Here is a 3,331-nt window from a genome sequence, read left to right on the forward strand (position 1 = left end):
TCGCGGTATTTCGAGCGCGTGCCGCAGCCGAGCGCCTGGACAAGGTCGGAGATCTGCTGGTTGGCGGCGAGCTTGTCGTTGCCGGCGCTGGCGACGTTGAGGATCTTGCCGCGCAGCGGCAGCACCGCCTGGCTGGCGCGGTCGCGCGCCTGCTTGGCCGAGCCGCCGGCGGAATCGCCTTCGACGATGAACAGTTCGGCACCGGCGGCGGCGTTCTGCGTGCAGTCCGCGAGCTTGCCCGGCAGGCGCAGCTTGCGCACCGCGCTCTTGCGCGACACTTCCTTTTCCTGGCGCCGGCGCACGCGCTCGTCGGCGCGCGCAATCACCCAGTCGAGAAGCTTGGAGCCCTCCTGCGGATTGTCGGCCAGCCAGTGGTCAAACGGATCGCGGATGGCGTTTTCGACGATGCGCATCGCCTCGATCGTCGCCAGCCTGTCCTTGGTCTGGCCGACGAATTCCGGCTCGCGGATGAACACCGAGAGCATGCCGGCGGCCGAGATCATGACGTCTTCCGAGGTGATGACCGAGGCGCGCTTGTTGCCGATGAGATCGGCATAGGCACGCAGCCCGCGCGTCAGCACGTTGCGGAAGCCGGCCTCATGCGTGCCGCCTTCGGCGGTCGGGATGGTGTTGCAGTAGGAATTGAGGAAGCCGTCGCCGCCGAACCAGGTCACCGCCCATTCCAGCGATCCGTGGCCGCCCTGCTTGTCGCTTTTTCCCGCGAAGACCTCGCGCGTGACCTGGAATTCGTCGCCGAGCGTGGCCTTGAGATAGTCCTTCAGGCCGCCCGGGAAATGGAACTCGGCCTTGGCCGGCGTCTGGTCCTTCTCCTTGATCAGCGACGGATCGCAGGTCCAGCGTATTTCGACGCCGCCGAACAAATAGGCTTTCGAGCGGGTCATGCGGTAGAGGCGCGCCGGTTCGAAAGCCGCGCCCTTGCCGAAGATCTGCTCGTCGGGGTGGAAGCGGGTCCTGGTGCCGCGGCGGTTATGGACCTCACCAAGATGCTCAAGACCGCTCACCGGGATACCGCGCGAGAAGCGCTGGCGGTAGAGCTGACGACCCCGCGCGACTTCGACCTCGAGATGGTCGGACAGCGCGTTGACGACGGAGACGCCCACGCCGTGCAGGCCGCCGGAGGTCTCATAGACCTTGCTGTCGAATTTGCCGCCCGAATGCAGCGTCGTCATGATGACTTCGAGTGCCGGCTTCTTGAATTTCGGATGCGGATCGACCGGGATGCCGCGTCCGTTGTCGGTGACGGTCAGGAAGCCGTCGGCCGACAGCTCGACATCGATGAAGGTGGCATGGCCGGCGACCGCCTCGTCCATCGAATTGTCGATGACCTCGGCGAAGAGATGGTGCATCGCCTTGTCGTCGGTGCCGCCGATATACATGCCGGGCCGACGCCGCACCGGCTCCAGGCCCTCCAGCACCTCGATGTCGGCCGCGCTGTAGCCTTCGCTGCCGTCGCGCGAGGCGGCCGGGCGCTTGGCCGCCGCCTGCACCAGCGGATCGGCCGGGCGCGTGGTGGCGCGAACCGGTTGCGGCTGCTTTTCCAGGTTGCCGAAAAGGTCGTTGCTGTCGTCCATGCTGGCCATTAGTCCGGTACTGCGAATCACTCTTCGATACTGCCACGCTTTTGACGGGCGAACGAGGTTCCTGTTCCGTTCGGGGAATTCGGCTCCTCTTACTCCAAAACCTTTCGATAACCAAGCTGGCGGAAATAGGTCGAATCCAACGGGTTCGGATACCTGATTCTTTAACAATAACCCCTAGCGTGAGTCCCAACGAATAAAAGACCACGGGCGTCAGGGGTTTCGCGTGAGGGGCAAGGCCATAACAATGATCGGCATCGCCGCCGTCTTCGGCGCGATCTCGATCTTTGCCGCGGATTTCTGGGTCAAGAGCCAGGCGAAAGCCGATTCCGAAGAGAAAACGGCTTCGATCGCGATGCCTGCCGAACCCAAGGTCGAGTTCAAGACCATTGTCGTGGCCAATGCGCCGCTGCGCTACGGCATGCAGCTCGACAAGGCGCAGCTCAATGAAATCCCGTGGCCGCAGGATTCCCTGCCGCAGGGCGCGTTCACCTCGGTCGACGAACTGCTGAAGCAAGGCAGTCGCGTGGTGCTGTCGCCGATCGAGATCAACGAGCCGGTGCTGCTCACCAAGCTGTCGGGGCCGAACGGCCGCGCGACACTTTCCAACATGCTGTCGCCCGGAATGCGGGCGGTGACCATCCGCACCGATGAGATCGCCGGCGTCGGCGGCTTCGTCACGCCGGGCGACCGCGTCGATGTCGTGCTGACGCGCGATGCCGGCGATATCCAGGAAGTCGCCAAGAATGCGCAGGGCGCATCCGGCTCGACGATCACCTCCGAAATCGTGGTGGCCGATGCCAAGGTCCTGTCCGTCGGCCAGGGCGCCGACGAGCGCCAGACCGAGCCGCAGGTTGCCAATTCGGTGACACTCGAGGTGACGACCGAGGGCGCGAAGCAGGTGGCGCTGGCCCGCACCGTCGGCACGCTGTCACTGTCGCTCCGCTCCGCCAGCGACAGCAGCGCCGGCAAGGACGGCCTCACCACGATCTCATCCTTCGGCGGCTCGGTGGCGGCAAACGCGGGGGCGGCTGCCGGCGCGCTGTTCGAGGCGGTGGCGAAGGAGCCGGAGAAGCCGCAGTTCAAGACAATCATCGTGACGCGCGGCACGAAGGCCGAGGAATACAAGGTGCCATCGCCGGGCCAGCAGCAGCAATAGCCGGTGGGGACCGGCGGGGACAGGACAATGTTTGGGCTGAACATACATAGCGTGAAGCGGGGGCGGCGCCTCGCGGGCGTGTTTGCCGTGGCGGTTTCACTGGCCGGGGTCGGCATGCTTGTCCTCAGCGGGCAGGCGCGGGCCGGCAATGACATCGTCTATGTCTCGGCGACCAAGAACGCATCGATCAAGGTGGCCAAGGGAAAGCCGCGGACGATCATGACGAGCGCGGCCTTCTACCAGATCGTCATCGGCGATCCGGAGATCGCCAACGTCAATCCGCTGACCGACAAGTCCTTCTATGTGCTGGGCAACAATCTCGGCACCACCGGCATCGCGCTGTTCAATGAGAACAAGCAACTGGTCGGCACGATCGACATCGAGGTGACGCTCGACACCGAGCAACTGGCGAACACCATTCGCGCCAGCGTGCCGGATGCCAAGATCAACGTCGGCTCGGCCAATGGCCGCGTGGTGCTGTCGGGCGAAGCGGACGATGCGGTCGCGGCCGAAAAGGCGAACAAGATCGCCACCCGTTTTTCCGGCAACGAGGAAGTGATCAACTCCGTCAACA

The 3,331-nt window shown here is 64.6% G+C and carries 3 protein-coding genes; 2 read left to right on the forward strand and 1 reads right to left on the reverse strand.

The window, feature by feature from the left end:
• Nucleotides 1-1,592 (reverse strand): DNA topoisomerase IV subunit B (locus EN745_RS32235; protein WP_145992257.1); only part of this gene is annotated, 1,592 nt, incomplete at its 3' end.
• Nucleotides 1,593-1,824: 232 nt separating this feature from the next.
• On the opposite strand from EN745_RS32235, the gene cpaB reads away from it, so the two are divergent.
• Both cpaB and EN745_RS32245 read left to right on the forward strand, forming a co-directional pair.
• Nucleotides 1,825-2,757, forward strand: a complete 933-nt coding sequence (gene cpaB, locus EN745_RS32240) for a Flp pilus assembly protein CpaB (protein ID WP_245487891.1) — start codon at nt 1,825-1,827, stop codon at nt 2,755-2,757.
• Nucleotides 2,758-2,784: 27 nt separating this feature from the next.
• Nucleotides 2,785-3,331 (forward strand): pilus assembly protein N-terminal domain-containing protein (locus EN745_RS32245; RefSeq protein WP_127423117.1); only part of this gene is annotated, 547 nt, incomplete at its 3' end.

It is taken from the genome of Mesorhizobium sp. M4A.F.Ca.ET.022.05.2.1, from assembly GCF_003998845.1.
Classification (GTDB): Bacteria; Pseudomonadota; Alphaproteobacteria; order Rhizobiales; family Rhizobiaceae; genus Mesorhizobium.